The sequence below is a fragment of the Parerythrobacter lutipelagi genome (assembly GCF_005434975.1).
In the GTDB taxonomy this organism is placed as follows: Bacteria; Pseudomonadota; Alphaproteobacteria; order Sphingomonadales; family Sphingomonadaceae; genus Parerythrobacter_A; species Parerythrobacter_A lutipelagi.
On record NZ_SKCJ01000002.1, the window covers coordinates 939,124 to 960,840 of the forward strand.

General features: G+C 58.2%; 23 protein-coding genes. 9 read left to right on the forward strand and 14 right to left on the reverse strand.

All coding sequences use genetic code 11. The annotated features are described in order from the left end of the window. Positions 1 to 13: 13 nt before the first annotated feature. Genes E0502_RS12840 through E0502_RS12850 form a run of 3 tightly spaced genes read right to left on the reverse strand, consistent with a single transcriptional unit; the run spans position 14 to position 1,943 of the window. Positions 14 to 655 carry a carbonic anhydrase gene (locus tag E0502_RS12840; RefSeq protein ID WP_137678386.1) on the reverse strand — a complete coding sequence of 214 codons (642 nt, stop codon included), beginning with the start codon at positions 653 to 655 and terminating at the stop codon, positions 14 to 16. Further along, positions 655 to 963: a P-II family nitrogen regulator gene (locus tag E0502_RS12845; protein WP_137678387.1), complete on the reverse strand. Its 309-nt coding sequence runs from the start codon at positions 961 to 963 to the stop codon at positions 655 to 657. The genes E0502_RS12840 and E0502_RS12845 overlap by 1 nt, the downstream gene beginning before the upstream one ends. After that, positions 960 to 1,943: a sodium-dependent bicarbonate transport family permease gene (locus tag E0502_RS12850; protein ID WP_192895958.1), complete on the reverse strand. Its 984-nt coding sequence runs from the start codon at positions 1,941 to 1,943 to the stop codon at positions 960 to 962. The genes E0502_RS12845 and E0502_RS12850 overlap by 4 nt, the downstream gene beginning before the upstream one ends. An 82-nt stretch (positions 1,944 to 2,025) precedes the next feature. Here E0502_RS12850 and lipA point away from each other — a divergent pair, with 82 nt between their 5' ends. Together lipA and E0502_RS12860 are read left to right on the forward strand one after the other, a co-directional pair. Next, a complete protein-coding gene (gene lipA, locus E0502_RS12855; RefSeq protein WP_137678388.1) occupies positions 2,026 to 2,979 on the forward strand; it encodes a lipoyl synthase in 954 nt (317 codons plus the stop codon). Beyond that, positions 2,979 to 3,440, forward strand: a complete 462-nt coding sequence (locus E0502_RS12860) for a type II toxin-antitoxin system RatA family toxin (RefSeq protein WP_137678389.1) — start codon at positions 2,979 to 2,981, stop codon at positions 3,438 to 3,440. Before lipA ends, E0502_RS12860 begins: the two co-directional genes overlap by 1 nt. Here E0502_RS12860 and E0502_RS12865 read toward each other — a convergent pair. The 3 genes from E0502_RS12865 to E0502_RS12875 are packed head-to-tail and all read right to left on the reverse strand — an operon-like array spanning position 3,401 to position 5,588. Beyond that, positions 3,401 to 3,901: a CinA family protein gene (locus E0502_RS12865; protein ID WP_137678390.1), complete on the reverse strand. Its 501-nt coding sequence runs from the start codon at positions 3,899 to 3,901 to the stop codon at positions 3,401 to 3,403. The genes E0502_RS12860 and E0502_RS12865 overlap by 40 nt on opposite strands. Next, entirely contained in the window at positions 3,898 to 4,428 is a 531-nt protein-coding gene (locus tag E0502_RS12870; RefSeq protein WP_137678391.1) for a hypothetical protein, read from the reverse strand. The genes E0502_RS12865 and E0502_RS12870 overlap by 4 nt, the downstream gene beginning before the upstream one ends. A 2-nt stretch (positions 4,429 to 4,430) precedes the next feature. After that, complete coding sequence (locus E0502_RS12875) at positions 4,431 to 5,588, reverse strand: bifunctional 2-C-methyl-D-erythritol 4-phosphate cytidylyltransferase/2-C-methyl-D-erythritol 2,4-cyclodiphosphate synthase (protein WP_137678392.1); 1,158 nt, start codon at positions 5,586 to 5,588, stop codon at positions 4,431 to 4,433. Between the two features lie 78 nt (positions 5,589 to 5,666). Between E0502_RS12875 and dusB the strand changes: the two genes are divergently transcribed. The 7 genes from dusB (at position 5,667) to hflX (ending at position 14,876) form a co-directional block, all read left to right on the forward strand. After that, positions 5,667 to 6,683 (forward strand): tRNA dihydrouridine synthase DusB, encoded by a 1,017-nt coding sequence (gene dusB / locus E0502_RS12880; protein WP_137678393.1) that lies wholly within the window; start codon positions 5,667 to 5,669, stop codon positions 6,681 to 6,683. Beyond that, positions 6,680 to 7,765, forward strand: coding sequence for a two-component system sensor histidine kinase NtrB (locus tag E0502_RS12885; RefSeq protein WP_137678394.1), 1,086 nt, complete (start codon positions 6,680 to 6,682; stop codon positions 7,763 to 7,765). The genes dusB and E0502_RS12885 overlap by 4 nt, the downstream gene beginning before the upstream one ends. Further along, entirely contained in the window at positions 7,758 to 9,170 is a 1,413-nt protein-coding gene (locus E0502_RS12890; protein WP_137678395.1) for a sigma-54-dependent transcriptional regulator, read from the forward strand. Before E0502_RS12885 ends, E0502_RS12890 begins: the two co-directional genes overlap by 8 nt. Positions 9,171 to 9,255: 85 nt before the next feature. After that, positions 9,256 to 11,475 carry a sensor histidine kinase gene (locus E0502_RS12895; RefSeq protein WP_137678396.1) on the forward strand — a complete coding sequence of 740 codons (2,220 nt, stop codon included), beginning with the start codon at positions 9,256 to 9,258 and terminating at the stop codon, positions 11,473 to 11,475. Positions 11,476 to 11,497: 22 nt separating this feature from the next. Beyond that, positions 11,498 to 12,880 carry a nitrogen assimilation response regulator NtrX gene (gene ntrX, locus E0502_RS12900; protein ID WP_137678397.1) on the forward strand — a complete coding sequence of 461 codons (1,383 nt, stop codon included), beginning with the start codon at positions 11,498 to 11,500 and terminating at the stop codon, positions 12,878 to 12,880. A gap of 140 nt (positions 12,881 to 13,020) precedes the next feature. Continuing rightward, on the forward strand, positions 13,021 to 13,560 hold the full coding sequence (gene hfq, locus E0502_RS12905; RefSeq protein ID WP_137678398.1) for an RNA chaperone Hfq: 540 nt from the start codon (positions 13,021 to 13,023) through the stop codon (positions 13,558 to 13,560). A gap of 17 nt (positions 13,561 to 13,577) precedes the next feature. Further along, on the forward strand, positions 13,578 to 14,876 hold the full coding sequence (gene hflX / locus E0502_RS12910; RefSeq protein ID WP_137678399.1) for a GTPase HflX: 1,299 nt from the start codon (positions 13,578 to 13,580) through the stop codon (positions 14,874 to 14,876). Between the two features lie 3 nt (positions 14,877 to 14,879). Here the strand turns inward: hflX and mazG are convergent, their stop codons facing one another. From mazG to E0502_RS12945, 8 genes are read right to left on the reverse strand one after another with little or no spacing between them, the layout of a single operon-like run. Further along, positions 14,880 to 15,635, reverse strand: coding sequence for a nucleoside triphosphate pyrophosphohydrolase (gene mazG, locus E0502_RS12915; RefSeq protein ID WP_137678400.1), 756 nt, complete (start codon positions 15,633 to 15,635; stop codon positions 14,880 to 14,882). Positions 15,636 to 15,679: 44 nt separating this feature from the next. Further along, complete coding sequence (locus tag E0502_RS15210; RefSeq protein WP_192895959.1) at positions 15,680 to 15,850, reverse strand: hypothetical protein; 171 nt, start codon at positions 15,848 to 15,850, stop codon at positions 15,680 to 15,682. Further along, complete coding sequence (locus E0502_RS12920) at positions 15,847 to 16,614, reverse strand: MBL fold metallo-hydrolase (RefSeq protein WP_137678401.1); 768 nt, start codon at positions 16,612 to 16,614, stop codon at positions 15,847 to 15,849. The genes E0502_RS15210 and E0502_RS12920 overlap by 4 nt, the downstream gene beginning before the upstream one ends. Next, the gene (locus E0502_RS12925; protein ID WP_137678814.1) at positions 16,611 to 17,387 is read right to left on the reverse strand and encodes a TatD family hydrolase; all 777 of its coding nucleotides are present in this window, start codon (positions 17,385 to 17,387) and stop codon (positions 16,611 to 16,613) included. The genes E0502_RS12920 and E0502_RS12925 overlap by 4 nt, the downstream gene beginning before the upstream one ends. After that, positions 17,387 to 18,946, reverse strand: coding sequence for a methionine--tRNA ligase (gene metG / locus E0502_RS12930; RefSeq protein WP_137678402.1), 1,560 nt, complete (start codon positions 18,944 to 18,946; stop codon positions 17,387 to 17,389). The genes E0502_RS12925 and metG overlap by 1 nt, the downstream gene beginning before the upstream one ends. Continuing rightward, positions 18,939 to 19,898 (reverse strand): DNA polymerase III subunit delta', encoded by a 960-nt coding sequence (locus tag E0502_RS12935; RefSeq protein ID WP_137678403.1) that lies wholly within the window; start codon positions 19,896 to 19,898, stop codon positions 18,939 to 18,941. The genes metG and E0502_RS12935 overlap by 8 nt, the downstream gene beginning before the upstream one ends. Next, positions 19,895 to 20,533 (reverse strand): dTMP kinase, encoded by a 639-nt coding sequence (gene tmk, locus E0502_RS12940; protein WP_137678404.1) that lies wholly within the window; start codon positions 20,531 to 20,533, stop codon positions 19,895 to 19,897. Before tmk ends, E0502_RS12935 begins: the two co-directional genes overlap by 4 nt. Then, positions 20,530 to 21,651 carry a D-alanyl-D-alanine carboxypeptidase family protein gene (locus E0502_RS12945; protein ID WP_240049086.1) on the reverse strand — a complete coding sequence of 374 codons (1,122 nt, stop codon included), beginning with the start codon at positions 21,649 to 21,651 and terminating at the stop codon, positions 20,530 to 20,532. Before E0502_RS12945 ends, tmk begins: the two co-directional genes overlap by 4 nt. Positions 21,652 to 21,717: the final 66 nt, after the last annotated feature.

Below are 21,717 nucleotides of genomic sequence, written 5' to 3' on the forward strand. Positions count from 1 at the left end.
GGACGGGCAAGCTCTATTCGATTGCTTCGAATTCGCCGCTCGTTTCGCGAAGGTGATACAGCACCCCTTCGGAGATTGCGAAGAAGGTACCGCGCAGCTTGATCTCCCCGCGTTTGACCTTGTCCCGAACCCACGGGAACGAGCGCAGGTTTTCGAGGCTCAGACGAACTGCAGCCAGCTCCATCTCGCGCTCGGCCTCCCGGCCATCGGTGCCGTACTTTTCAGCAATCGGCTCTCGAACACCGTCAAGCAGGTGTATCCACTGCGACACGAACCCGCCATCGCCCAGAGCATTGCCGTGAAATTCGCGGGTCAGTGCCGCTTTACAGCCGCCGCACATCCCGTGTCCCATGACGACAATCTGTTTTACTTTGAGAAATTGAACCGCAAACTCGATTGCCGCCGAAACACCATGCTGCCCGGGACTGTCTTCGAACGGGGGGACCAGAGCCGCAACATTGCGCACGACGAAGATCTCGCCCGGGTCGACGTCGAAAATCTGGGCCGGATCGACCCGGCTGTCGCTGCAGCCGATAATCATCAGCTTTGGCTGCTGGCCGTCGGCCACCAGATGGTCGTATCTTGCTTTCTGGCGAGAATAGCCTTCACGGCGAAATCGCCGGTAACCCTCGAGCAATTGGGCGAATTCAGGCACTAGAAACGCTCCCCCCGGATGACCTCGACATTCCACATTGTCAGCAACAGCCCATGTGAGGTGAGGATTGGGGACAGAGCCTCGGCAAGCGCGGATGCATTATCCTCCGATGCGATTGTGACGATCAGGTTCTTGTCAGTTCCCATCACCCGTTCTTCGCGCCAGCGCCCTTCGCGCCCTTTGCCGGATGTGACCGGCAAGACCGTCCATCCTGTTATGCCGACCGTGTCGATTATCGCAGTCACGCGCTTGACCTGTGCCTGGTCGGCGAGAATCTCGATGCGTTTGCGGATCACGGTCTCAATCATGGGGATACAGCTCCCGAGCCGCTCAGTGTGGCCGCGAGGGCACCGATCAGCCCGATATTCACGAGGACATTGAAGGGAAATGTTATGCTGAGTGACATGGTAAGATAGATCCCAGGATCAGCTTCCGGCATGGCTAGCCGCATGGCGGCCGGCACAGCGATGTAGCTGGCGCTGGCACACAGCACGCCCAATGCTGCGGCAGACCCCACATCCAGCCCGATACCCACGCCGAGGGCAGTGCCGATCGCTCCGTTGATAAGCGGCAGGACCAGCGCAATTGCGACAAGCCGCCACGTAAGTGAGCGAGCATCGAGAATGCGCCGTGCGGCAATCAAGCCCATATCGAGCAGGAACAGGCAGAGAATGCCTTTGAACAGGCCGTCGAAGAAAGGTTTGACGTCGGAAAAGCCTGACGGCCCCGCAATCATGCCGATTGCAAATGCGCCCAACAAAAGCACAACGGATGGATTCAGCAGCACCTCGTGGAGCAGCTCTTTCTTGCTCTGGCCGCCATCCGAACCCAGTCCGCGTGCCAGCAACAGGCCGGCCAGAATGGCAGGGCTTTCCATCGAAGCCATGACCGCCACCATATAGCCTTGCGGCGGATTGCCCTGGATGGTGTAAATCTCGACCGCAGTGACGAAAGTGACGACACTGATCGACCCGTAGTGGGCGGCAACGGCACCTGCGTTAAGACGATCAAGCCTGCCGAAACCCTTGAGGACCCAGAAGGCGTAAATCGGCATGATGAACCCGGCTGCGATCCCTGCGGCCAATGCGGCGAGGACCGTGCCATCAAGGCCTGATTCGGCGACTTCGATGCCGCCTTTCAGGCCGATGGCAGCCATCAGGTAAAGCGACATTCCTTTGGCTATCGCTTCGGGAATTTCCAGATCGGAACGAGCGAATGCTGCCAGCAACCCAAGTACGAAGAACAATATGACCGGGGAAGTCAGCGCCTGGATGCCCATTGTGTCCATATCGGGCGCTTATGTCAGCATGGTGGCAAGGGCAAGTATGGCCATTGCGGTTATCCGGCCCTTTCCCTAAATGGGCGGCGCAATGAACGATATCTCCAACGCTCCGAAACCCGAAGGCGAGCGGCCAATCCGCCAACGCAAGCCCGATTGGATCAGGGTCAAAGCTCCTGTAAGCAAAGGCTATCACGAGACGCGCAAGCTTATGCGTGATCTCAAACTGAACACGGTTTGCGAAGAGGCTGCTTGTCCCAATATTGGCGAATGCTGGGACAAGAAACACGCCACGGTCATGATCCTGGGCGATGTGTGCACGCGTGCCTGTGCATTCTGCAACGTAAAGACCGGCATGCCTCGAATTGTTGATCCGATGGAGCCGGAGAACGTCGCGATCGCAGCTGGCCAGATGGGTTTGCAGCACATCGTGATTACCAGCGTCGATCGCGATGACTTGCCCGACGGCGGGGCAGGGCAGTTTGTCAAGGTAATCAAGGCCTTGCGCCGGGAAACGCCTGATACGACAATCGAAATCCTCACGCCTGACTTTCGCGGGAAAATGCGTCCGGCGGTGGAGGCGATCTGCGAAGCCGGTCCCGATGTGTACAACCACAATCTGGAAACCGTGCCGCGCCTCTATCCTACGATCCGTCCCGGTGCGCGTTACTATGCATCGCTGCGCTTGCTCGAAGAGGTGAAGTCGCACGATCCGATGATCTTCACGAAGTCGGGTATCATGCTGGGCCTCGGGGAACAGCGGCTAGAAGTGCATCAGGTGATGGACGACATGCGCTGCGCGGATGTCGATTTCATGACGATGGGGCAGTATCTGCAGCCCACTCCCAAGCACGCGCATGTCGAAGACTTTGTCACGCCCAAGGCGTTTGCTGCCTACGGCTCGATCGCGCGGGCAAAGGGTTTTCTGCAAGTGGCGTCGAGCCCGCTGACCCGTTCGAGTTATCACGCGGGCGATGATTTCGCTGAAATGAAGGTCGCGCGCGAAGCGAAATTGGGGAAGGCGCGGCAAACGGAGAAAGCCTGATGCCGCTGATCCGGGAAAGCCGCCGGCTGCCTTATTCTGCCGAGCAAATATTCGACCTTGTGGCCGATGTCGCGAGCTATCCCGAGTTTTTGCCGTGGGTCGTCGCAACAAGGGTGCGCTCCGATTCCGAGAGTGAGATGATCGCCGACATGGTCGTTGGCTTTCGCTCGCTTCGTGAACGATTCACGTCCCGGGTGGAAAAAGACCGGCCGACGAAGATTGTTGTTCATTACATCAACGGCCCCATGCGCAATCTCGACAACAGCTGGTTGATCGATCCGATTGGCGAGAATGAATGCAAGGTCGATTTCTGTGTCGATTTCACCTTCAAAAGCAAAATGTTTGAAGCTCTTGCCGGGCAATATGTCGATCGCGCGTTTCGCAAACTGATGGGCGCATTCGAGGAACGAGCCGCAGATCTTTACGGCAGCAACAGCTCCAGTGCGACCAGCGCGGCCTGACGGCGGATTTCTGCACGCCCAAGGTCGCCGAAACGCTTCAGGTCGCCTTCCTGCTCACTGTCCTCGCCTTTGATGGCGCGGGCGAATACGACCGTTCCCACCGGCTTCAAATCTGTTCCGCCGCTTGGTCCGGCAACTCCGCTCACCGCAACCGCAACATCGGCGTTGCTGTTTGCCAGTGCACCCTGAGCCATGGCCCAGGCGCAGGCGATCGATACCGCGCCGAACGTCTCGATGATGTCTCTTGCGACATTGAGACATTCCATCTTGGCTTCGTTGGAATATGTGACAAATGCACGGTCGAGGACCGCCGATGAACCCGGAATTTCCGTCAAGGCAGCGGCGACCAATCCACCTGTGCAGCTCTCTGCCACAGTGATCTTGCGCCCGATTGCAGCATTCTCTTCGACAACTTGCTTGGCGAGCGCAACAATGTCCGGCGGAAGAATTCCGTCAGTCATTCTGAATCCAATTTGCAGACATTCGGCTGTTTCGCGTCAGTCATGGCAAACAGAAACGAAACAAGGTCGCCGGTGTTCTGCGGCGGCAATGGCGCGAGAAGCTCCATGCCCCGTTCGATCTTCGTGCAGTCTTTCGGCTTAATCTCAGCGCTGACCTTCTGCATGATAATTGCGTCTACGAATGGGCGCAGGGCGGTCTCAGGCAGCGATTGAATCAATTCGACCGAACTCCCGGCGTCGTCTCCGGCAAACTGGCTTAGCAATCGCATTGCACCTGGCCAGGCATTGTCTTGCAGTGAGACATAACGATCGGCAAATGCAGCTCCGGAGGCAGCCAGATAACCATCATCCGCTAGCTCCTGAGCGCACCGGGTTTGCGCAGCCTGAGTGATCAACGGCATCGCATAGATGACGGCGTCCGAAACATCTTCCTGCGGCAGGCAAGCTTGTGCCGATGCAGCCACAGGCTGCGCAAGCGCTGCAAGAGCAACGGCCGCTCCGGCAAGTCGTCCAAAGTTTCTCGACATGGCTATCCCTTATCCTCAGCAATCATTGTGGCGACGGCCTGTGCGGCGATTCCTTCGCCGCGGCCCGCAAAGCCCAGCTTCTCTGTCGTCGTGGCTTTCACGCTAACCTGACTGCTATCGATTTCCAATATCTCGGCAATCCTTGCAGCCATTGAGCCTCTATGCGGTCCGATCTTAGGCTCTTCACACACCAGCGTCACGTCGACATTGCCGACCGCGTATCCACGCTCCGCCGCAAGATCGCGGGCGTGCGCCAAAAACCGATCCGACGCCGCGCCTTTCCAGCGAGCATCCGTCGGCGAGAAATGTTGGCCGATATCACCTGCGGCAACCGCGCCAAGTATTGCGTCGGTGATGGCGTGCAACCCCACGTCAGCATCACTATGCCCAATCAGTCCTTTCTCGTGATCAAGCTTTATCCCGCATAGCCAAAGCTCCTCGTCAGGTCCCAGACGGTGAACGTCGAACCCGGTTCCGATTCGTACTGGCACGTGCGTCACGGTAAAATCCTCTGCAAATGTGAGCTTTTTGAGGGCTTCGTCGCCCGCGACCAGAGCCACTTCGTACTGCGCAGCACGCGCGACCTGTGCGTCGTCGCCAGCGCCAGATTCCTTGTCCCATGCGCGGTGCGCCGCGAGAATTTCCGCATAGCGGAAGGCCTGCGGAGTCTGAACACGGCGCAATTCCTCGCGGTTGGCAGCACCAGCCATCATGCCGCCGGTGTCGAACGCAAGGCTGTCCACCACCGGCAGGACAGGAATTGCGCCGATATGGCTGTCGAGCGCATGGAGGAGTCGGTCGATCACGCTGCGCGGAAGGTCAGGTCGCGCAGCATCGTGAATAAGAACACGCTCGGGCGCGCTTGCCTGAAGGGCCAACAGGCCGGCAAGCACAGACTGCTGCCGCGTCAGACCGCCTTTGGCCAGCGTTGCGCACGCAAACTCTGCAATGATCTGCTGGGCTGCCTGATCCTGAGGCGAGGGCACAACGACGATGATCGGATCGGCGCCTGCGTCAGCCAAGCTCTTGAGCGAATGGGACAGGACCGGCTTGCCGCGCCAGTTGGCAAACTGTTTGGGTACCGATTGTCCGGCGCGCAATCCCTGACCACCTGCGACGATGACTGCGCTGAACTGGGTTTGTGACGGATCGTCGCTCATGCTCGCGCCGCGCTAGCGCCTTGCGCCATGCCCTGCAATCCGATAAGCGCTGCCCAAATTTTAGGCACTAGCAATTCCATGAGCATTCTCCCTTCTCCACCACCAATCGCGCCGATCGATATCGGACCGGTCCGGGTCGCGTCACCTGTCGTGCTGGCCCCGATGACCGGCGTCACTGATCGGCCATTCCGCACTCTGGTCCGCCGCTATGGTTCGGGCCTTAATGTGACGGAGATGATCGCCAGCGAGGCTGCCATCCGCGAGACCCGGCAGAGCGTGCAGAAAGCGCAGTGGGACCGGATTGAAGAACCCGTCTCGATGCAGCTCGTCGGCTGCGATCCGGGCAGCATGGCAGAGGCCGCCAAGTTGCAGGAGGGCAATGGCGCGGCCATTATCGATATCAATTTCGGTTGTCCGGTACGCAAGGTGGTGGGTCAGTTGGCCGGTTCCGCACTGATGCGCGAAGTTCCGCTGGCCACCCGGCTGATGGAAGCGACGGTGAAAGCGGTCGGCGTGCCGGTGACCGTAAAGATGCGGATGGGGTGGGATCATGACAGCCTGAATGCGCCGGAACTCGCACGCATTGCTGAGGATCTCGGCGTCAAGATGATCACGGTGCATGGCCGCACGCGCAATCAGATGTACAAAGGCAGTGCCGACTGGTCTTTCATCCGCAAGGTGAAGGACGCGGTCTCGATCCCGGTCATCGTGAATGGCGATATCTGCACGATTGCCGATGCCGCGACGGCGTTGGAGCAATCGGGGGCGGACGGGCTGATGATCGGGCGGGGTGCCTATGGCAGACCTTGGTTGCTCGGCCAGGTCATGCATTGGTGGCAAACCGGGGAGCTCCGCGAAAGTCCGGGCTTTCGTGAGCAATACGATGTGCTGGTCGAACATTATCGCGCGATGCTCGACCATTACGGCCCGATGGTTGGCACCAAGATCGCGCGCAAGCACTTGGGGTGGTATACGAAAGGAATGCACGGTTCGGCCGAGTTCCGGAACAAAGCAAATTTTATCGACGACCCGAACGAAGTGCTGGGCGAAATCGAACGGTTTTATGAGCCGTTCGTTCATCGCAAAGCAGCGTGACGCTCCCCTCGGCGGCCCCGGACCCCCGGGCGCAGATTTCCGGCCTCGTTTTCGCGCTTCTGTTGCTTGATCCCGATTTCAGGATTGTCGAAGTTAATCCGGCTGCCGAGGACCTCTTGGGTCAAAGCGCGAAACGCTTGGTTGGCAACACTTTTTTCGATGTGATTGACCTTGGGGAAAGCGGAGTTGAGGAACGCCTGGATCGCGATCAGGCCCAGCTTGTCGCTCGCGGCATTTCAGTTCGGATTGCGAGGCAGGAGCGGAGGGTGAATTTAACGATGAGCCCCTTGCCGACGCACCCCGGGTGGCGGGTGCTGACTTTGACCGATGCCGGTCAAGCGGACATGGCTGGAGATTCCGGGCCTGATGCTTCGCTAAAGGCACCGGCAATCCTGGCTCATGAGATCAAAAATCCGCTGGCTGCCATTCGCGGGGCAAGTCAGTTGATCGCGCGAAAGCTAGAACAGGGGGATCATGGCCTGACTCAGCTGATCTCCTCCGAAGTGGACCGCATTGCTCGCCTGATCGATCGGATGCAGGAACTCGGAAGCAAGACGCGCGAACCGGTCGGCCCCGTCAATTTGCACGAATCAATTCGCAAGGCGATTGCGACGGTGCGCACAGGTGCCGCTTCACACGTCGCATTTGTTGAAGAATTTGACCCATCGCTCCCGCCGGTCCTCGCCAACAGGGACCTGCTCGAACAGGTGCTGATCAATCTTCTCACCAATGCAGTCGATGCGTGCAAGGACGCTGCGGAGCCGGAAGTTTCAGTCCGGACACGTTTCGTAAGCGGGCTGGCTGCCAATGTCTTGCGACTGGGTTCAGCGTTGCGTCTGCCAATCGAGGTTTCCGTGGCGGACACTGGCCCCGGGATCGCCCCGCAACTTTCGGACCATGTCTTCGAACCATTCGTAACCAGCAAGAAGAACGGGCAGGGACTTGGTCTTGCGTTGGTCAAGAAGATGGTGGGGGATATGAATGGCAGGGTGAGCTATCGGCGGGATAGCCGTAGCGAATTGACCATTTTCAAAGTCCATCTGGCGATGTCGGACATCAGGCAGGAGGCATTGGATGAGTAAATCGATACTTTTGGTCGAGGATGATGCTGCCATTGCGACCGTAGTCAGAGCTGCACTTGAGTCTGACGGCTTCGAGGTCACTTGTTGCGCAAGCATCGAAGCACGCGATAGAAACCTCAAAGTTTCGCAATTCGCCGTCATGCTGACCGATGTCATGCTGGAAGACGGCGACGGTATCGAAAGCCTTCCCCGGGTTTGCCAGCGGTATCCGGATATGCCGATCATAATTCTGTCGGCTCAGAATACCCTAGACACCGCTGTGCGGGCGACGGAAACGGGCGCGTTTGAATACTTCCCGAAACCGTTCGACCTCGACGATCTGACGCGCGCAGTGTCGCAGGCGGTTGGTGCGGGTGCACAGGCTGAGACCGTCGAACGAGATGCCGGAGACGGGCTGCCGCTGGTCGGACGCAGTGCCGCCATGCAGGCGGTTTACCGGATGATTACGCGTGTCCTGCGCAACGATCTGACAGTGCTGATATTGGGAGAATCCGGTACCGGCAAGGAACTGGTTGCTGAGGCGATCCACCAATTGGGCCAGCGCAAGACCGGTCCCTTTGTCCCGGTGAATTCAGCCGCCATTCCGAGTGATCTGATTGAGAGCGAATTGTTCGGACATGAGAAAGGCGCCTTCACCGGAGCGGTGTCCCAGGCGATTGGCAAGTTCGAACAAGCCAATGGCGGCACACTGTTTTTGGACGAAATCGGCGATATGCCACTGGAAGCTCAGACAAGGCTATTGCGGGCCTTGCAGTCAGGCCGCATCCGGCGCGTTGGCGGGCGGCAGGAGATTGCCATCGATGTCCGCATTGTCGCTGCTACCAATCGTGACCTGAAGCCGATGATTGCGAGCGGCGCGTTCCGAGAGGATCTGTTTTACCGGCTGAATGTCGTGCCCATCCAGATGCCGCCATTGCGCGACCGGGCAGAAGACATCGGCCCGCTTGCGCGGCATTTCCTGAAACTGGCGACTGATGAAGGCTTGCCCGCTCGGCAACTGTCCGACGACGCGGTGGCGAAACTTTCGCAGCAACCCTGGCGGGGAAATGTGCGTGAATTGCGTAACGCGATCTATCGCCTCGCGCTGTTGGCACGCGACGATGTGATCGATGCAAGCGTGACCGACGAGATCCTGGAGTATGTCGGCGACGATGTTGCGACAGCGAGCGGCAGCGGCTTTGGCTCAGCGTTGTCGAATTGGCTCTCCGATACAACCCCGAGCCATGGATCGGTGTACCATCGCGCGCTCCACGCCTTCGAGAAACCATTGTTCGAATGGGCTCTGACTCAGACCGATGGGAATCAGCTGCGCGCCGCGTCGCTGCTCGGCATCAACCGCAACACCTTGCGCAAGAAGCTTGACGACCTGTCGATTGCACCTGACGATTTCAGCCGTCACGGCTGACCGCGCAGGACCTGACGCTGGTCTGACACGCTTGGACGAAAAAGCGCTTGCAAAAATGCAACAGTGCCGTTGTAAGATGGCAACTATGGCAGGCGCCGCAGTTCCTTTGGCTCGCAAAAGTCCCCGCTGGTTGCGGCAATTTGTCATCGCGTCGCGTCGCGCAAACCTTTTTCGGTATCTGGAGATCGCCTCGGCCCTTGCGGTTGCGGCGATGATCTATGCGACCTGGTACGCGTTCACCAACGCGCCGCCCGATGGCCAACTGCTGCCCTCAGCCCAAGTGGCAACCTTGCTGATCGGCACGCTGATTCCTTCGCTCGCCTTGGTCGTCTTGTTCGGTCGGCGGATGGCCATACGCCGCGCTGCCGGGAGTACCGCCAGGCTGCATGTCAAATTGGTGTTCTTCTTCTCGCTCGTCGCAGCCGTGCCGACCTTGCTGGTCGCAGGTTTTGCCGCGTTCCTGTTCCAATCAGGGGTGGATTTCTGGTTTTCCGACAATTCGCGTGGTTTGATGCAGAATGCCAATGAGATGGCGCGCGAATATTACGTCGACAATCAGGTGCAGGTTTCCGATGAGTCGGTCGCCATGGCTGGCGATCTGCGTTTCTGGTTCGAGAATACCCAGCAGACTTCTTTCTCTGACCGCGATTTTGTCGACTTTGTCAGCTTGCAGATGAGCGGCCGGACAATCAATGAGACGGCCATCCTGCAACAGATCGAGGATGGGTCACTCAGAACGGTTGCGACATACGACATCTCCGAAAGCAGCAAGCCGGGTGAATTCGGTTCCCAGCTGGTTGATCGCTTGCGGGCAGGAGAGCGATCGGTCGTCGAGGCAAACGATGCCCGGATCGAAGCGCTGGTCGCGATTGATAAGGATGCAGGGATATTCCTCTACAATGTGAGAAATCTTGAAGAGAGGGGCTTTGAAAGCTGGCAGCGCGCAAAATCGATCAGTTCGGCGTATGAGGTCCTGATCAGCCGCGCGCGGGCGCTGCAATTGCGCTTCAATCTCGCGCTCTATTTCGTTTCCCTCGGGCTGGTTGGAATAGCGGTCTGGTTTGCGCTTCGTTTTGCAGACAGGCAGGTCGAACCGCTGACCCATCTGGTTGTTGCAGCTGGCAAGGTCGGGGCGGGCAATTATTCTCTGCGTGTCGAAGGACGGACCGGAGCGGATGAGATCGGTTTGCTCAATCGTGCGTTCAACAGAATGACTTCGCAGATTGAGCGACAGACCGACGCGCTGGTCGGAGCCAACGCACAATTGGACCAGCGAAGGGCTTTCATGGAAGCTTTGCTCGAGTCGGTGACGGCCGGCATTATTTCGCTCGACGGCGAGGGTCATATCCAGCTGATGAACAGCTCGGCGCAGAAGCTGCTGGTGCCGGACCCTGATGACGAGCCATCGAGCGACAATATCAGCGATGTTGCTCCTGAAATCGCGGCTATGGTCGAGGCCGATTTGCCGAGCGGTATTGTGACGCACAACAAGGACGGCGAATTGTTGACACTTGCCGTGAAGATTACTGGAACGGGCGACGGTCGCGTCATCACATTCGAAGACATAACCCGCCAATTGCTCGACCAGCGTCAGGCAGCATGGTCCGACGTCGCGCGGCGTATCGCGCACGAGATCAAGAACCCGCTGACCCCCATCCAGCTTGCCACGGAACGGCTGAAGCGCCGCTATCGCAAGCTGATCGAGGTCGATGGCGAATTGTTCGATGATCTCACTGACACCATCGTCCGCCAAGTTGGCGACTTGCGCAAAATGGTCGACGAGTTCTCCTCATTCGCGCGCTTGCCCAAGCCGGTGTTTCGCGAAGAAGATGCGCTCGACCTGGTTCGTCAATCGCTGTTCCTGCAGGAAGTGGCGCACCCTGAGATCAATTTTACACTGGAGACGGACATTGAATCGGACGCGAAGGTCAATTGCGACCGGCACCAGATCGGCCAGGCGATGACCAATGTCTTGAAAAACGCAGTCGAAGCGGTCGAAGCGAAAGCGCTCAATGCAGAACCGGATTATCGCGGCCGGATTGCAGTGTCGATTGCGGCGAGTGATGATGCGGTGAAGGTGGTCGTGGAAGATAACGGAGTCGGGCTTCCGCAAGATCGCGAACGGATCGCGGATCCGTATGTGACCACTCGAGAGAAGGGGACTGGTCTGGGGCTCGCGATCGTCAACAAGATTGTTGAAGAGCATGGCGGTGAGATGACCTTCGCTACAGGCCGCGACGGCGGCACGCGGGTCAGCCTCAGCTTCGCCAGAAAGCCTGTCCTGATGACGGATAACAAGCAATGACTGACGCAATGGGAGCCACTTGATGGCACTAGACATACTGGTCGTCGACGATGAGCGCGATATCCGCGAGCTCGTTTCCGGCGTCCTTTCAGACGAAGGTTACGAATGCCGCACTGCCGGAGACAGCATTGCCGCGCTCGCTGCAATCGATGAGCGTCGTCCAAGCCTCGTGCTGCTCGACGTGTGGCTACATGGCAGCCCGATGGACGGGCTCGAAGTGCTTGATGCGATCAAGCAGCGTGAGCCTGAGTTGCCGGTGATAATTTTTTCGGGTCACGGCAATATCGACACGGCCGTTTCTGCCGTCAGCCGGGGCGCGATGGATTTCATCGAAAAGCCCTTCGAATCCGAACGATTGCTGTTGTTGGTGGGCCGCGCGACAGAAACCGAACGCTTGCGGCGCGAGAACACCCGCCTTCGGCAGGGCTTCAGCAACGGCGAGGAATTCACCGGCAATTCGGCGGCGATCAATCAGGTGCGGGCCACGTTGAAGCGCGTTGCCAACACCGGCAGTCGTGTGCTGATCAGCGGGCCTGCCGGTGCCGGCAAAGAAGTTGCCGCGCGGCTCCTGCACAGTTGGAGCCCGCGTTCCAACCACGCGTTCGTGATCGTGAATTCCGCTCGCATCACGCCCGAACGGTTCGAGCAAGAGCTTTTCGGTGAGGAATCTGGCGGCAAGCTTGTCCGGCAGGGCCTGCTGGAAGTTGCCGATGGCGGAACGTTATATCTGGATGAAGTGGCGGACATGCCGCTGTCGACTCAGGCGCGAATCCTGCGCGTGTTGACCGAACAGAGTTTTGTCCGGGTAGGGGGCAGTCGCCAGATCGGGGTTGATGTCCGGGTTGTGTCGTCGACGGCTCGTGACCTCGAAAAGGAAATGGAAGAGAAGCGCTTTCGTGAGGATCTCTTCTACCGGCTCAACGTGGTACCTGTCGCCGTGCCCTCACTATCCGAGCGACGAGACGACATTCCCGCTCTGGCAGAGCATTTTTTCACTCGCTATTCAGCAGAGCAAGGGATCCCTTCGCCGGGCATTTCCGAGGAATCGATGGCTGCGCTTCAGGCATACGACTGGCCGGGAAATGTGCGCCAGTTGCGCAATGTTGTCGAACGTACGATAATCCTCACGCCGCGCGAGGAAATTGCCACCGTAGAAGCCAGTATGCTTCCGAGCGAGGTGACTGGCGGCAAGCTGGGCGGGGGAGGGGGCATCTCCGCTCTGATGGGCGTGCCTCTGCGTGAAGCGCGCGAAACATTCGAGCGGGAGTATCTGAGCATCCAGATCCGCCGGTTCTCAGGCAATATCTCCAAGACGGCGAGCTTCATCGGAATGGAACGTTCGGCGCTCCACCGGAAACTCAAGCTGCTGGGAATGGGCGACCGAAAGAGGGCAGCCGACGAATAAGCCCCGCAATCATGTGACAAAGATAGATTGCGGTTGAAAAAACCGTCGGTTGGCCCATAATTTTACAGAGTTCGGTGTAACGTAGCGCGTTGCACCAGATTGCGGGGCCAAAAGGTCACCGCCAATAATGGAGCAAAACAATGTCCGAAGGACGCACGCTATCGGCGCGGCCGGTGGCTAAACCTGAGAAATCCAAAGAGCCCCAGAAATCCGGCAATCTGCAGGATGCCTTTCTCAATGCCCTGCGCAAAGACAAAGCGCCGGTGACCATGTTCCTCGTCAAGGGCGTGAAACTGCAGGGAATTATTACCTGGTTCGATAACTTTGCAATCCTGTTGCGGCGGGACGGCCAGTCGCAGTTGGTGTACAAGCACGCCATTAGCACGATCATGCCGAGCCAGCCGATGAATGCCTCGGAGTATCCTAGTCAGGATAGCAACCGCAAGCAGCGCCTTTTGCAGGACGTGTTTCTTGGCAGCGTGCGAGAATCAGAAGCTCAGGTAACTATGTTTCTGGTCAATGGTGTGATGCTGCAGGGCGGTATCGCTGCTTATGATCTGTTCTGCATGCTTCTGGAGCGAGAGGGCTACGTGCAACTGGTTTACAAGCACGCTGTCTCAACCATTCAACCTTCGACCCAACTCGACCTGTCCGGCGATTGGGAAGGCGAAGAAGACTGAGCTTCGATGACAACCTGATGGACGAAGTGTCGCGCGGCGCGCGAGCACTTGTGGTGTGCCCTGATATTCGGAAGTTGAGCTACGACCTTGAGGCCGAAGAGCGGCTTGAGGAAGCCTGCGGCCTCGCGCTGGCGATTGGAATCGAAATCGCCGAAAGCATGATCTTGCCGGTGAGAAACGTCCGACCAAACACATTGTTTGGTTCAGGTCAGGTCGACAACCTTGCGGCCCAGTGTGAACAGCACGCAGCCGAACTCGTTATTGTGGACGGCGCGCTGAGCGCGATCCAGCAGAGGAATCTGGAGGAGACGCTCAAGCGCAAGGTGATCGACCGGACCGGATTGATCCTGGAAATATTCGGCGAGCGCGCGGCGACCGCGGAGGGACGACTGCAGGTCGAATTGGCGCATCTGGATTACCAGCAGAGCCGGCTTGTGCGCAGTTGGACCCACCTTGAGCGCCAAAGAGGCGGCTTTGGCTTCCTTGGGGGGCCGGGCGAGACGCAGATTGAAGCCGACCGCCGTATGATTCGTCAGCGTATGGGGCGCTTACGCAAGGAACTGGAGCAGGTGCGCAAGACCCGGACGCTCCATAGAGAGCGGCGGGGAAGGGCACCTTGGCCGGTAATTGCGCTGGTCGGCTATACGAATGCAGGCAAATCAACCCTGTTCAACCATCTGACGGGTGCCGAGGTCATGGCGGAGGATCTGCTGTTTGCGACACTGGACCCAACCATGCGCGCCATTCGGTTGCCGGGCGTGGAAAAGGCCATCCTTTCCGATACTGTGGGCTTCATTTCGGATTTGCCGACCCAATTGGTGGCCGCGTTCCGGGCAACGTTGGAGGAGGTCACCGGCGCGGATGTAATCGTGCATGTCCGCGACATGTCGAACCCGGCGGCACAGGCTCAGAAGCAACAGGTTCTAGGTATTTTGGCCGATCTGGGCATTGTCGACAAAGTGGACGGAGGCAGTTCAATACCGATCATCGAGGCGTGGAATAAGTGGGACCTGATTGCAGGGGAAACTCGCGAGGAGCTGGAGGGTCTGGCTCAGTCAGACATCGACACAGTACCGATTTCTGCGCAAACCGGTTTCGGCCTCGATTGTCTGGTCGATCGTATCGACGCGGTTTTGACCGGCGAAGCCAAGGAATACGAGATCGTCGTTTCTGCGTCGGAGGGTCAGAAAATCGCGTGGCTCCACGCACACGGCCAGGTTTTGAGCGAGGAGGGCAGTGTGCTCGAAGGTGCGCCGGATCGGCATCTAACCGTCCGCCTCAGCGCCAAGGAATACGGGCGTTTTCTGACGCTCTAAGGTCTATTCCTCGACCTTTACCCGCTGCCACAGCTCTTCTTGTTGATCGAGCGACAATTTACCAAATTCCCCGTCGGCCATCGTTTCCATCGCCCGGTAGCGGCGTTCGAATTTCCGGTTGGCCGTTTTCAACGCTTGTTCCGCAGGTATTCCATAAGCCCGGACAAGATTGACGACAGCGAACAGCAAATCGCCGGCTTCTTCTTCGCGCGTATTCTCACCAGCTTCTGCAAGTTCCTCGATTTCTTCCAGAATCTTGGAAGTTGGTCCGACTGTATCGCCCCAGTCGAAACCGTCCCGTGCTGCGCGTTTCTGTAGCTTTTCTGCGCGCATCAATGCCGGCAAGGCAAGCGCGACACCGTCCATCGTGCTCGTGTCGCCTTTCGCCTCACGCTCCTTCTCTTTGAGCGCCTCCCACCTTTCTTCCCGCATGCCGCCAGGCATGTCTTCGCCGCTGAAAATGTGTGGGTGACGCGCCTCGAGCTTGTCGCAAATCGAACGCGCGACATCCTGAAAGTCGAATTGGCCGGCTTCTTCCGCAATCCGCGACTGAAAAATGACCTGAAACAGCAAATCACCGAGCTCATCGCGGATATCATCGAGGTTTCCGCGTTCGACCGCGTCGGCGACTTCGTAGGCTTCTTCGATCGTGTGCGGCACAATCGTTTCGAAGCGCTGCGCTCGATCCCATTCGCATCCATGCTGTGGATGCCGGAGAGTAGCCATGATCGAGAGGAGGCGGTCTATCTGGTCGGTCATAGTAGAATGATAATAGATATTATGTTAAATCGCTCATGGTATCCTCAGGCCCCCACAGCATTGAAGAGCAGCGCCACTGCTGTGAAGATGCACGCCCAGATCAACATGTAGGTCACGCTGCGTTTCCAGCTGAGCCTGTATGATGCCAATGCACCGCCGGCGAGCGCGAGAACCGCAGCGCCCGAGATGATCATATACCATTCGTAGCCGTTCATGCGCGCAGTTCCATGCCGTCGAACCCGACCAAGACATTGTCAGGCACTTCAGCCGCCAATGTTGCATAATCCATGCTTTTGTCGAGATGGCTGAGCACCGTACGCTTTGCTCCGGTTCGTTTTGCCAGGGACAGCGCCATTTCGAGATTGGCGTGCGTCGGATGAGGTTCGCGGCGCAAACAGTCGGTTACGAGCAGATCTACGCCTTCAAGCAAGTCGACCATCGACCGGGTAATCTCACTGAAGTCCGTCGCATAAGCTATTGATTTACCGTCAGCATCGAACCGAAAAGCCGTTGTTTCGGTCGGTCCGTGCGGCATCTGGCACCACTCGACACCGAAACCGGCGCACATGCGTATGCGGTCAACCGTATCGAGCGCAACGATGGTTGGGTATCCGAATTGGCCGGCGAAAACATAGTCGAACCGCTGGCGCAGGCGCCTGACAGTCTCGGTCGATCCATAGCCCGGGATCGGATTTTTTCGGCTGAAACGCAGCGCCCGTAGATCATCAATCCCGTGACAATGATCGGCATGATCATGCGTCCAAAAAACCCCGTCTATCCTGTCAATATCATTGGATAAAAACTGTTGGCGCATATCCGTAGAGGTATCGACAAGCAGACGCTTTCCATCATCGCTTTCGACCATGATCGATACCCGTGTGCGCCGGTTCTTGGGTTCAGCCGGATCGCACAGGCCCCAATCGTTTCCTATCCGCGGCACCCCGGTAGAAGTACCGGAACCAAGCATGATAAGCTTCATGCCTCAGCCTTGTCGAACAGCCGGAAGAAATTTGCAGTGGTCTGTTCCGCAAGTAGCTCGAAGGTTTCGCCGCGCAGTCCGGCGATGAACTCTGCGGTGTTGCGCACAAACGCCGGCTCACAAGGCTTCCCGCGGTGTGGCACGGGCGCGAGGAACGGGCTGTCGGTTTCGACAAGCAGCCGGTCGGCCGGCACCGCGGCGGCAACCGCTTGTAAGTCCACGGCATTTTTGAATGTCACGATGCCGGAAATCGAAATCGTCAGCCCCAGTTCCAGCACCTTGCGGCCAAATTCGGCGGAAGCAGTGAAGCAATGGATCAGGGCGGGGAAGGCACCCTTCCCCATTTCTTCTTCAAGAATTTGCGCCGTATCCTGTTCTGCATCCCGCGTGTGAATGATCACCGGCAAACCCGTCTCTCGCGCCACGCCGATATGCATGCGGAAAAGATCACGCTGAATGTTACGGTCTGACCTGTCGTAATAGTAATCCAGTCCCGTCTCGCCGATCGCAATGACGCGGTGGTTCTCTGTCGCCTTGCGCAGTCGATCTACGCCGAGGTTTTCGTGCGCATCGGCCTCGTGAGGGTGAATACCGACACTCGCCCAAACATCGTTTTCGCGCTGTGCAGTGCCGACAACCTGCTCCCATTCGCTTTCGCGGGTCGAGATATTCAGGAAGCCCCCTACCCCTGCATCGCGCGCGCGTTGGAGCGCTCCACTCTGGTCTTCAACCAAGCCTTTGTATTCAAGATGGCAATGGCTATCGATCAGCATCACGAGGTCTCGGCTTCAGGGATTTCCAGGCGCGGAAACGCCGGTGTCGGCTTATCGATTGCATGGCCCGTGGCAGCCAAGGCGGAGAACCAGCTTGCGTTGCCGAGATCGGCGTAATTGCGCTGATCCTGCGGCACGCCGAGCTGATCGAGCAGGCCAGCGGCCTTTGCCGGGATCACCGGTTGGATCGCAATCGCCAGGTCACGGATCGCCATGAACAGCGTGAGCAGAACGGCCCGCATACGCTCCGGATCCGTCTTTTTCAGCGCCCATGGTGCCTGCTCATCGACATACTGGTTGCATGCATGAACTGCCTGCATCCATGCTTCTATCCCGACTGAGAACGCCAGCTTCTCAAATTGAGCGGGCAAACCCTCGGCGCAAGCCTCTTTCACCTTGGAAAGTAGTGCCTTATCGTCATCAGTTGGCGTAAATTCTGTGATTATCCCATCAAGGTTCTTGTGGATCATCGACAGGGTGCGCTGCGCCAGATTGCCAAAACTGTTGGCCAATTCGGCATTGCTGCGGGTGACGATTGCCTCGGGCGAATAACTGCCGTCCTGCCCGAATGCGACCTCGCGCAGCAGGAAATACCGCAGTGCATCCACCCCGAAAGCTTCCGCCAGCTCCAACGGATCGGTTACATTACCGAGCGATTTGGACTCCTTCTGACCGCGATTGAGCAGGAATCCGTGACCGAATACCTGTTTGGGTAACGCGATACCCGCACTCATCAGAAATGCCGGCCAGTACACCGTATGGAACCGTACGATGTCCTTGCCGATCAGGTGCAGGTTGGCTGGCCAGAACTTGCGCCACATGTCGGTATCGTCTGGATAGCCAAGGCCCGTAATGTAATTGGTCAGCGCATCGACCCAGACATACATCACATGGCCGTCCGATCCCGGCACCGGGACACCCCAGTCGAAGCTGGTCCGGCTGACGGACAAATCCTTCAATCCGCCCGAGACGAATGCAATCATCTCGTTGCGCCGGCTTTCGGGCTCGAGGAAGCCCGGTGTATTCAGGAGGTCGAGCAGCGGCTGCTGGTATTTCGAGAGGCGGAAAAACCAGCTTTCTTCGACGGTCCATTCAATCGGAGTGCCTTGCGGGGAGAGTTTTTCTCCGCTTTCTCCTGCAACCAGTTCCTTCTCATCGTAATAGGCTTCATCCCGAACCGAGTACCAGCCCTCGTACCGATCGAGATACAAGTCGTTGCTGGCTTCCATTGCCCGCCAGATTGCCTGGCTGGCGCGATGATGGTCTTCATCGACGGTGCGGATAAATCGGTCATACTTAACGTTAAGAGCGTCGCACATCTTACGGAAATGGCAGGACATTTCGTCAGCCAATTCGCGTGCCGTCTTGCCTTGCTCTTCCGCTTTGCGTGCCATTTTCAGGCCGTGTTCGTCGGTCCCGGTCTGGAACCGAACTTCGCGCCCGCGCAGGCGCTGGAAACGTGCCATCACATCGGCAGCAATCGCTTCGTATGCGTGGCCAATATGGGGAGGGCCATTGGGATAGCTAATGGCCGTGGTGATATAATAGGGATCAGACATTGGCCCGCTCGCTAGCGGGCGCAGCGGAGGCTAGCAAGGTGCCGATTTGCGCGACAAGCAATCCGGCGTCGAAATTGTAGGTCGGAGCCTGCCCCGCAAGCGTGACCAATTCGCCATGCGCCGCTATAATGGCAGCTTGCGTACGCCGGTCGCAACCGGTGAGCTGCGATGCAAGAATTGACCGGGACAGGTCGAGTACCGCCTGAATTGCGTTGCGACTTGGTCTCGGGCCAATGGCTTCGGACAGCGTGCCGCGCAATGTGAAATCAGTGTCGCCCTGTTCGACCAGCTGCTGCATCAGTTTGTACAGCTTGCCCAGGTCCTGTTCGACGAACTCCAGCGCAGCACCGGGAGAACCCTTCGCTGCGGCGACGGCTGCTTCGATTGTCGCAACGTCGGCACTTGCGTCGTTTGCCCTGATTGCACGTTCGACTTCGCTATCGGACAGTGGCTGGAAGCGAACTATGCGGCAGCGCGACCGTATTGTTGGCAAGAGGCGGGCAGGACGATGCGCAACCAGCAGGAAATATGTCCCGGTCGGAGGTTCTTCCAGGCTCTTGAGCAAAGCATTTGATGCGCCAGCCTCCATATCATCGGCCGGGTCGATGATAATCGCTCGCCGGTCGCCCAATGTTGGCCGTGTGGTAAGCCGTTGCTGCATCTGCCGGATCTGACCGACGGAGATATTGCGCTTTCTTTCGTATGGCTTGCCGTCTGCGCGCTTTTTCTCTTCTTTGTCGTCTTTGGGTGCAGGGTCGAGCACCACGATATCGGGATGCTGCCCTCCCCCTATCGGCATGGGACCACCTACCAATTCCTGTGCCGCCTCGCGCGCGAAATGCATTTTTCCCAAGCCGCGCTTGCCGGCCAGCAGCCAGGCATGGTGCATTCGCGGACTCGCGAGAGCAGCACGCCATTGGCTCCAAGCATCGTCATGGCCGATCAGGCTCAATCGCTTTCCCCCAGCAGCGGGCTTATTGCTTCCAGTATCCGTGAATGAACCGTTTCGATGTCGGCGTTTCCGTCGATCAGACTGAATGTCCGTGGATCCTGCTGGGAAATCTGGCGGAAGGTCCGCGCAACATCGCCATGATAGGCAGCGCTGCGGCCGCCAATTGCATCGCTATCTGCACCATCCCGCTGAGCCAAGCGTTCTGCCACCGTCTCAGGAGATACCTCGATCAACAATGTCATATCCGGGCGGAGGCCTTTGCTGCCAATATCGTGGAGTTGCAGGATGGAGCTATCGCCCACACCGCCCGCGCCGCCCTGATACGCCCGACTGGAATCGAGATAGCGGTCAGTGATTACCCATGTGCCGGCATTGAGGGCCGGTTCGATCAGCCTTTCGACATGATCGGATCGCGCTGCTGCGAACAGCAAGGCTTCGGCGCGGTGACCCCACCCCTCCCCCGGCGGATCGAGCAGCAGTTTGCGAATGGCCTCGGCCCCCACGGTCCCACCGGGTTCGCGAGTGAGTATGGCCTGGATCCCGCGCTCGGTCAAAGCGCCCACCAGTAATTTTGCCTGCGTGGACTTCCCGGTGCCCTCTCCGCCTTCAAGCGCTATGAATTTTCCGCGGGTCATGCAAACCAGCTCCTCAGGCCATTGCCAATGCGGCGAAAGAATCCCGCTTCATCGACACTCTCTACCGGTTCGAGCGGGAAAATCGCAGGCTGCATCCCTTCAATTCGAACTTCCAGAGACGCAGCAGGCTGATCTTCGAGCACAGGTGCCCTCAACGGGCCATCGTATCGAATTGTAAGCTCGACATTGTGGTCCTGGCCTTTGGGAAGGGCAAGCCGAACGCCGCGTGGAGCAATCACTTCGACGGTATCCGTTGTGCCGTTTTGCACTTTGACCGAGCCGATCACTGCCCCATTGTTGAATAGCGTTACTCTATCGAATGCATCGAAGCCCCATTCCATCAGACGTCGGGACGCTTCACCACGCTCGTCATAATCCTCCACACCCGCCAGAACCATGATCAGGCGGGTCCCGTCACGTTCCGCACTTCCCAGGAATGTATGCCCGGCCTCGTTGGTGTAACCTGTCTTTATCCCGTCGGCGCCTGCAACACGGCGGGTGATCGGGTCGTGATTGGCCTGCGCAACTCCGTTGAAAGCAAAGCCATCCCGGCCAAAGTACTTTCCGTAGTTTTCGGGGTGTCTGGAGATCAACGCACGGGCGAGAATCTCGAGATCGCGTGCCGTGGTGAAAGTTTTGCCATTGTCCGGCCAGCCGTTTGGCGTCGCGAAATGTGTGTCGCGCATACCAAGCTTGCGCGCTGTATCGTTCATCATTCTGGCCCAGCCGTCGACCGAACCGCCCGCTGCTTCGGCCAAGGCAATACTGGCATCATTGGCAGAGATCGCAGCTATACCTGAAAGCAGGGTTTCGACCGGGACCTTCTGGCCCGGGCGGATAAACATTCGCGACCCCTTGCCCGCCCATTCGGCCTGCGCCTCATCGCGCATGCCTATGAGTTGATCATCCGAGAGCGCACCTTCATCCAGCAACTCGAACGCGAGATAGAGCGTCATCACCTTGGTTACGGAAGCCGGCATAAAGCGGCTACGATCATTGTGCGCCATCAGAGTCTGGCCGGTCTCCATATCGACCAGCAGCGCCACGGGCGCACCGTCGATGATCGCACCAGCCTCGTTCAACCGCTCTGAAGCAGGAGAACCGACAGCAATCGCCAAGCTGAATGCGGCAAAGAGCGGAAGAATTCGAATGACTGTCTGGCTCCTGCGCCAGACATATCCGGC

Coding starts and splice junctions, on each gene's coding strand:
- E0502_RS12845 (WP_137678387.1), bottom strand. CDS start 963: ATGATTGAGACCGTGATCCGCAAACGCATCGAGATTCTCGCCGACCAG.
- E0502_RS12850 (WP_192895958.1), bottom strand. CDS start 1,943: ATGGACACAATGGGCATCCAGGCGCTGACTTCCCCGGTCATATTGTTC.
- lipA (WP_137678388.1), top strand. CDS start 2,026: ATGAACGATATCTCCAACGCTCCGAAACCCGAAGGCGAGCGGCCAATC.
- E0502_RS12860 (WP_137678389.1), top strand. CDS start 2,979: ATGCCGCTGATCCGGGAAAGCCGCCGGCTGCCTTATTCTGCCGAGCAA.
- E0502_RS12865 (WP_137678390.1), bottom strand. CDS start 3,901: ATGACTGACGGAATTCTTCCGCCGGACATTGTTGCGCTCGCCAAGCAA.
- E0502_RS12870 (WP_137678391.1), bottom strand. CDS start 4,428: ATGTCGAGAAACTTTGGACGACTTGCCGGAGCGGCCGTTGCTCTTGCA.
- E0502_RS12875 (WP_137678392.1), bottom strand. CDS start 5,588: ATGAGCGACGATCCGTCACAAACCCAGTTCAGCGCAGTCATCGTCGCA.
- dusB (WP_137678393.1), top strand. CDS start 5,667: ATGAGCATTCTCCCTTCTCCACCACCAATCGCGCCGATCGATATCGGA.
- E0502_RS12890 (WP_137678395.1), top strand. CDS start 7,758: ATGAGTAAATCGATACTTTTGGTCGAGGATGATGCTGCCATTGCGACC.
- E0502_RS12895 (WP_137678396.1), top strand. CDS start 9,256: ATGGCAGGCGCCGCAGTTCCTTTGGCTCGCAAAAGTCCCCGCTGGTTG.
- ntrX (WP_137678397.1), top strand. CDS start 11,498: ATGGCACTAGACATACTGGTCGTCGACGATGAGCGCGATATCCGCGAG.
- hfq (WP_137678398.1), top strand. CDS start 13,021: ATGTCCGAAGGACGCACGCTATCGGCGCGGCCGGTGGCTAAACCTGAG.
- hflX (WP_137678399.1), top strand. CDS start 13,578: ATGGACGAAGTGTCGCGCGGCGCGCGAGCACTTGTGGTGTGCCCTGAT.
- mazG (WP_137678400.1), bottom strand. CDS start 15,635: ATGACCGACCAGATAGACCGCCTCCTCTCGATCATGGCTACTCTCCGG.
- E0502_RS15210 (WP_192895959.1), bottom strand. CDS start 15,850: ATGAACGGCTACGAATGGTATATGATCATCTCGGGCGCTGCGGTTCTC.
- E0502_RS12920 (WP_137678401.1), bottom strand. CDS start 16,614: ATGAAGCTTATCATGCTTGGTTCCGGTACTTCTACCGGGGTGCCGCGG.
- E0502_RS12925 (WP_137678814.1), bottom strand. CDS start 17,387: ATGCTGATCGATAGCCATTGCCATCTTGAATACAAAGGCTTGGTTGAA.
- metG (WP_137678402.1), bottom strand. CDS start 18,946: ATGTCTGATCCCTATTATATCACCACGGCCATTAGCTATCCCAATGGC.
- tmk (WP_137678404.1), bottom strand. CDS start 20,533: ATGACCCGCGGAAAATTCATAGCGCTTGAAGGCGGAGAGGGCACCGGG.